Genomic DNA, 7,427 nt, shown 5'->3' with positions numbered 1-7,427 from the left:
AAGGTTGCGTGAACCAAATTCATCCCATTGCGGATGTATATAATAGTTATATACCGAATTGGAATATTCGAATTCACTGTACTCCCTTCCATAAAAAGGCGAATACTCATCTTCTTCTGCGGTGTATAAATGCCGCCAGTTGTAATATGGCTCTATGTTATGCATACCTGGTTTATCGATGATGCAAAGGTCTGGTTAAATCATTTTTTTCCAAAATCATCTACTGCTTTTTTTACGCTACCGGCTTTCAGCAATAGTTCCTGGGCTTGTTGATAGTCGGTTAGCGACAGCTGTTCCATCAGCATTTTCACGCCACGGTCGACCAGCTTTTCGTTGCTGAGCTGCATATTTACCATCTTATTATCTTCTACCCTGCCCAGTTGTATCATCACTGCTGTGGAGAGCATGTTCAGCACCAGCTTCTGTGCAGTGCCACTTTTCAGACGTGTGCTGCCGGTAACAAACTCCGGACCTACTACTACCTCCACCGGAAAGTCGGCAGCCGCAGATACCGGCGTATCGGGATTGCAGCTAATGCTGCCGGTAACGATACCATGACGACGGCACTCGTCCAGTGCGCCTATTACATAAGGCGTGGTACCGCTGGCGGCGATACCTACTACCACATCTTTATCTGTTATATTATACGCCTGCAGGTCTATCCAACCCTGTTGGCGATCGTCTTCCGCAAACTCCACGGCTTTACGTATAGCCGTGTCGCCACCGGCGATCAATCCTACCACCAATCCTTGCGGCACCCCAAAGGTAGGCGGACATTCTGATGCATCAACCACTCCTAAACGTCCACTGGTACCGGCTCCCATATAAAACAGCCGTCCACCTGCGAGCATTTTATCTGCCACCGCGGTCACCAGCTTTTCTATTTGCGGGATCGCTTTGGCAACGGCCAACGGAACCGTTTGATCTTCCTGATTCATATTATCCAGCAACTCCCCCACACTCATTTTTTCGAGATGACGATAGTGAGAAGTCTGTTCCGTTACTTTTATAAATGACATATTTAACTGTTGAAAATGATTAACGATGAAACTCCATCAGCCCTTCCATAGGTGTGCGCAGCACTTTCCCCATAGGCAGCTCATAGAGTTCGCACAGCTCGGCGAGGATATCCCGGAAATGCCAGGCAATACCACCGGTGAAGTGCAGGGCGGTGGTCCAGCTTTCGCGGTATTTATAAATATGATTAAAGAAAAAGTCGTTCAGCCCGTCTTCCAGGATGTTCTGGATCATGAAATGCTCCCGGTTTTCCGAGAGGAATTCTGCAAACCCGGCCAGATAGCGGTTGGCTAACGGCTTCCGGTATACGTTTTCCAGTATTTCATCTTTATTGGTATGGTACTTATAATCAAAACGGGCGAGCAGGTCTTCATCAAAACTATTATATAAGTAATACTGTAGCACCTTGCGACCCAGATAAGCACCGCTACCCTCATCTCCCAACACATAACCCAGCCCCGGATTATTTTTTACAATTTCTTTTCCATTATAATAACAGGAATTGGAACCGGTGCCTAAAATGCTGACGACTCCTTCTTTATGGCCGCAAAGCGATCGGGCGGCCCCCATCAGATCGTGTTGTACATCTGAGGTGGCTCGTGGCCATACGATATTGATCGCATCAGATACCAGTTGTAAATTTTTAGGCTGCGACAGCCCTGTTCCATAAAAATACACGGCGGTTACCTCACTGTCTGCCGGCAATTGCGGCACCAGCTCGGCTTCCAGGATCTGTTTTATCTGTTCAGCAGATTGAAAATACGGGCTTACACCCTGCGTTTTCAAAATAAGTGGCTGATCCAGGCCCAGCACGCCCCATTCGGTCTTTGTAGATCCACTGTCTGCTATCAACTTTATTCCAACACCCATATCCGGTAATTTATGAAATTAAAGAATCCTAAAAGTTTGCACCTGATTTATGCTATTTTTGTCACAATTTAAACAAAAGGGTTTCATATAAACAAATAGCTCCCTTTAAGTTTAAATGATGATGATACATGTATGCGGCAGATTGCTTTCCGCCAGGTGCTAATACTACATGGATAAAGATTGGTCATATAAATAGCGGGATAATAATCTGATTATGTCTAACAGGAAGTTGAATGTTTTTTTACCTCTTCTCTTTGCAGTTGTATTAGCCCTGGGAATGTTCCTCGGTCATAAAATGCCTGGATCGAACAACGGAGGCGCTACTGTGTTTTTTAACAAACCCAATAGAGGGCCCTTACAGGAAGTAATGGACCTGATTAAAGCGAAATATGTAGATTCTCTCAATACGGATGATTTACAACAGGAAGCCATAGAAGGGGTACTGGCCCACCTGGATCCCCACTCCATATATATCCCTCCGGCAGAACTGCAACGGGTGAATGAAGATATGGATGGCAATTTTGAAGGTATAGGCGTGGAATTCAACATTACCGCCGATACCGTAAATGTAGTGAGTGTGCTGAGTGGTGGTCCGTCTGAAAGTGCCGGTGTGCAAACCGGTGATAAAATCCTGCGTGTCAACGATAGTCTCGTGGCTGGCAACAGCGTTACGCCGGACAAAATCCGCAAATTACTGCGTGGCCCCGCCGGTTCGATCGTCAATACTGTCATATTAAGACAACAAAAACAAATAAAGGTGCCTATTAAAAGAGGCGTTATTCCTTTATATAGTGTAGATGCCAGTTACATGGCAGCTCCCGGCGTAGGCTATATCAAAATCAGCAAGTTTTCTGCCACTACCTACGATGAGTTTATGAAAGCTACCCGTGAGCTGGATAAACAAGGTATGAAGAAGCTGATCATTGACCTCAGACAAAATCCCGGTGGCTACCTGGATGCCGCTACCCGCATAGCGGATGAACTGCTGGAAGACCAGAAACTGATTGTATATACCAAGGGAAAAGACTTCCCGCGCACTGATTATAAAACCAAACGTCCTGGCTTGTTTGAAAGAGGTGCCCTGGCTGTACTTACCGATGAAGGTTCTGCTTCCGCCAGCGAAATTCTTGCCGGCGCCGTACAGGACTGGGATCGCGGTACCATCATAGGCCGCCGTACTTTTGGTAAAGGACTGGTGCAGGAACAATATGACCTCGACAACGGCGGCGCCCTGCGTTTAACCGTAGCCCGTTATTATATTCCTTCCGGCAGAAGTATCCAGAAACCATATGGCAAAGGACATGATGACTATGATGATGATATCGTAGAACGCTATCATCATGGAGAAATGGTGAATAAAGACAGTATCAAAATCACCGATACCGTTCCTTATAAAACAAATGCAGGCCGCCGGGTATATGGTGGTGGTGGTATTACACCGGATATTTTCATTCCGTTTGATACCTCCCGTTTCTCTCCTACCCTAACGGCTATTTATACACGCAATACTTTCAGCAACTTTGCTTATCAGTATTACACTGGTCACAAAGAGGTGTTTGCACCATATAAAGATGCGGCCTCCTTTGTGAAAGGCTTCCAGCCAGGCAATGACCTGATCAGCGATTTCAAGGTATATGCTAAAAAAGACAGTGTTCCCGGACTGGATCATCTGAGTCCCCGTGATGAAGTGGAAATCCGTACCCGTTTGAAAGCGATGCTGGCGCGCCAGTTGTACAGAACAGAAGGATTTTACGAAACCATCAACGCAGAAGATCCGATGGTGAAGAAAGCACTGGAAGTAGTGGAGACTCAGAAGTAACGCGAAGGGGATCGCCTTCGGCGATTGTCTTTGAGCAGGATTAAAGTGATGTAGATGATAATACTGATTTAATTGAGTTTTGTGATAAAAATTTTGGGAGATAGAAACGGATTATTTCGTTTTTATCTCCCAAAATTTTTTATGTAGTTACTGTTAAATATTTGCAGACTGAAAAAAGGTGATTAACTCACTGGCTACTTTTTCGGGATGATCGTCGTTATCGGCAGCTATATGCCCCAGCCCCTTCAAGATTACACGCCTTGCCACGGGCAAAGCTACCTCCAGTGCGTCCAGTGACCGTTTTAAAAACTGCTGGCTCTTTGTTCCTCCCATCAACAGTATTTCCGCATTGATACTTTTACTTTTATTGATCATTCCGATTGATTCGTGTATCAATATCAGGTCATAGTGCATGGTGTGTATTAAGTCTTTCAGAGATACATTATCTCCTGTTGTTTTTTTTGCATCCGCTTTTATGGCTGTATTCAGAAATGGGGCGATCAGAAAGTCCGGCAAGGCAGTAAACAGGGAAGGATCGCCTGTTCCTTTCAAAATGGCGAAGAAAGCTTTGCCAAAGTTTCCCTTTGCCATTGCTGCTTCGTAGCGAATCCCCCAGGCAACAGGATCAGATTCCGAAAGCCGGACAGGAGGTTCATAAAGTACTATCTTTTTCAACGTTGGTGTTGCTATAGCAGTTTGAAGTACGCAAACGGCCCCCGCACTCAATCCAAAAATCTTGTCTGTTGCTGTTTGATTGATGAGAGCCTGCAGATCTTCCATTTCTACTTCAAGACCATAATCCGGACCATACGGGCCGCTTAATCCGCGACCGCGCCTGTCGGGAATATAAACAGTGAAGTCTTGTGATAGCAACTGCCCCAGTCGCATGAAATTTTGGGAAGCCATCAATCCTCCATGAACAAGAATAACTCCCGGACCAGTGCCGAGGTACCGGTAACCAATTTTCGTCCCGTCCTTTGAGGTAACATAGCCAATAGCATATTCCTTTGCGTCAGACATGAGCAGTATTGTATTTCTTAAAAGTAAAGTACAACAAAGTTCTAATGCTCTTTAAATAGTTTGGGGAGATAAAAACGAAATAATCCGTTTCTATCTCCCCAAATCCTTATAACAAAACTCAATTAAATCAGTGTCATCAATTTAATCCTGCTCAAAGACAATCGCCGAAGGCGATCCCCTATGCTCCTACTGATTTTTACGCTGCATTTTAGGCAATGACTGTACAATGAGGTCATTCATTACATTCACCGCTTCATCCAGGTAAATATCTTTAGTTCTCACCTTAATCCAATCCTTGTTACGGGCAATTTTGGAAGAATCTCCACCAAATTTTTCCATATCGGATTTGATGTTGGTGATGCTCAGTTCTTTCACTTTATCATTTACCGCATCATATTTTTTCAGGGCAGCGGTATTAGACTTTTGCTCTGTTTTATAGGTCTGTAAATTCAGTGAATAAGTTTCCTGTTTTTCCAGTTTCTTCAGGGTATTCAGGTTTTCGTTGAGCAGTTTGAAAGCCGGACTGTTAGACATTCTCTTTTCACTGTTCTTTTTCAGTGATTCTGCATTTACCGGGTTATACCAGGCAGTAAAGGCAGCACGCGGTATTTCATCATATGCGAGGGCATCTGAATCTTTACGTTCTGCTACTTCATAGTATGGATCTGGCAATACGATATCGGAAGCAACACCTTTCAACTGCGTTGAGCCACCGTTTGCACGATAAAATTTCTGCTGGGTGAGTTTCAGTGCACCGAGGCTGCCACCGTCTTTTACCGGATAGAAATCATCCAGGTTAAAGAGACGTTGTACAGTACCTTTACCGAAGGTTTGGGTGCTACCAATGATCACTGCACGTTTGTAATCCTGCATGGCAGCGGCCATAATTTCAGAAGCTGATGCACTGTATTCATTTACCATGATGGCCAGCGGACCATCATACTGTACATTTTTATCACGATCACGTAATACCACGGCGTCACCACCTCTTGAACGCACCTGTACTACCGGACCTTCCGGAATAAACAGACCCGCCATTTGTACTACGTCCTGCAGGGAGCCACCACCGTTGAAGCGGAGATCCAGGATAATACCTTCTACTTTCTCTGCTTTCAGTTTGGCTACTTCTTTGGCTACGTCTTCGGCACTGCGTGCGCCGTTACGGTCGTTGAAGTCGGCGTAAAATTCAGGAAGGTAGATATATCCTATTTTATGTTGTCCGTTGATGATGGCAGATTTAGCAAAAGTTTCCTCTGTTACAATTTCATCGCGAACGATGGTGATATCTTTTACGGTACCATCCACACTTTTCACGGTTAATCTCACCGGAGTGCCTTTTTTACCACGGATCAGCTTCACTGCATCTTCTACCGGGTAGCCGGTGATATCAACTGATTCGCTGGTGCCCTGTGCTACTTTCTGGATAACGTCGTTAGCTTTTAATTGGCCTTGTTTCCAGCTGGGGCTACCTGTTACGATGCTCACCACTCTGATTTTATCGCCTTCTTCTTTGAGCTGCGCACCGATACCAAAAAACTTACCGGCCATTTGTTCTTCGAACGCGCGTTTTTCATCAGGCGGGAAGTAGTCGGTGTGTGGATCCATGGTAGTGGTGATCGCATTTACATAAAGATTGAAGCGATCATTATCGTTTTGTCTGTTTTTCAGACGCTCAAAATAGCGGTCGTATAGTTGTTTTACCTTCACGCGGGCTTCTGCTTCCAGTTCGGTGTCGGTCTTCACCTTTACACTGTCTTTACCCTTATCCTTCTCGCGCATTTCCTGCAGGTCAGTCAGCTTTTCCAGCGTGCGGTATTTCAGCACTTTGCGCCAGGCTTCTTTGCGTGCATTTTCATCTGCGGGATAGTCTACTTTATCCGGGTCCAGTGTTACCTTTTCATCCACAGTGAAGTCGAATGGTTTGGACAAAATTTCCGGATAAATAGCGGCGGCTTCTGTCACGCGTTGTTTGATCAGGGTATTGATGCTACGGAAACAGTCGATTGGTGCACCTTTCAGCTCATCATCAATGTGAGTGGATAAGGGCATCAGTTTATCGACGTCTGTTTTCAGGAAAAATTTCTTTTCCGTATCCAGGCTACGCAGATATTTATCAAAAACTTCGGTGGAGAATTTATCGTCGATAGGTTTGGGTTGATAATGCCCTTCTTTCAGCATTTGCCCTACCAGATTCATGATCACCTCATAACGTCCCGGAGGATCTTCGTTATGCCCCAGCTTATTAAAAGCTAACATCCCAGCGGAAATGCTCAATAGCACAACCGGTATAATCACTTTCAGTCTCATATGTATCTCAATTGAACGTAAACGTTATCAAATCAAATATAAAATAAAATCACCCGTTGGTCGTGCAATTTATTTCCTTTTAACAAAAAATTGGGCCAAACGGGTGCTGGGAGAGATATGCGGCTGAAAAAAGCCATATAACCGCCACACTACGCGTTTGTATGGCGCCCGATAGATAACGGTTAAAGTATGCGGAATGTTGAATACAACTAATCTTTCACCAGTTTGTAGACGGCTCCTTTAAAACCATCCTTTCCGGAGGTGCTGGTCAGCATATAAAGTTCTCCCTGCTCATCCTCTCCCCAGCTGAGGATCTGCATGTTATCTGTGGGCAGGCCGGATAATTCAAGAGGCGCACGCTCCCATTTATTGCCGGTTGATTCCAGTACAAATG

Annotated in this window: 6 protein-coding genes; 1 reads left to right on the top strand and 5 read right to left on the bottom strand. The window is 45.0% G+C overall.

What is annotated here, in order from left to right; all coding sequences use genetic code 11:
* Positions 1–200 precede the first annotated feature (200 nt).
* Positions 201–1,019, bottom strand: a complete 819-nt coding sequence (gene murQ, locus VIP81_RS01990) for an N-acetylmuramic acid 6-phosphate etherase (RefSeq protein WP_331956802.1) — start codon at positions 1,017–1,019, stop codon at positions 201–203.
* 19 nt (positions 1,020–1,038) lie between these two features.
* The gene (locus VIP81_RS01985) at positions 1,039–1,887 is read right to left on the bottom strand and encodes a BadF/BadG/BcrA/BcrD ATPase family protein (protein ID WP_331956801.1); all 849 of its coding nucleotides are present in this window, start codon (positions 1,885–1,887) and stop codon (positions 1,039–1,041) included.
* A gap of 214 nt (positions 1,888–2,101) precedes the next feature.
* Between VIP81_RS01985 and VIP81_RS01980 the strand changes: the two genes are divergently transcribed.
* Positions 2,102–3,706 carry a S41 family peptidase gene (locus VIP81_RS01980; protein ID WP_331956800.1) on the top strand — a complete coding sequence of 535 codons (1,605 nt, stop codon included), beginning with the start codon at positions 2,102–2,104 and terminating at the stop codon, positions 3,704–3,706.
* Positions 3,707–3,859: 153 nt separating this feature from the next.
* Here the strand turns inward: VIP81_RS01980 and VIP81_RS01975 are convergent, their stop codons facing one another.
* The 3 genes from VIP81_RS01975 to VIP81_RS01965 form a co-directional block, all read right to left on the bottom strand.
* The gene (locus VIP81_RS01975) at positions 3,860–4,726 is read right to left on the bottom strand and encodes an alpha/beta hydrolase (RefSeq protein ID WP_331956799.1); all 867 of its coding nucleotides are present in this window, start codon (positions 4,724–4,726) and stop codon (positions 3,860–3,862) included.
* 186 nt (positions 4,727–4,912) lie between these two features.
* Positions 4,913–7,033, bottom strand: coding sequence for a carboxy terminal-processing peptidase (locus VIP81_RS01970; RefSeq protein WP_331956798.1), 2,121 nt, complete (start codon positions 7,031–7,033; stop codon positions 4,913–4,915).
* A gap of 209 nt (positions 7,034–7,242) precedes the next feature.
* On the bottom strand, positions 7,243–7,427 hold a 185-nt coding region (locus tag VIP81_RS01965; RefSeq protein ID WP_331956797.1), incomplete at its 5' end, for a hypothetical protein.

It is taken from the genome of Chitinophaga sp. (genome assembly GCF_036566945.1).
GTDB lineage: Bacteria > Bacteroidota > Bacteroidia > Chitinophagales > Chitinophagaceae > Chitinophaga.
The sequence above is the reverse complement of the archived record's forward strand: the minus strand, read 5'-3'. Positions and strand labels throughout refer to the sequence as shown.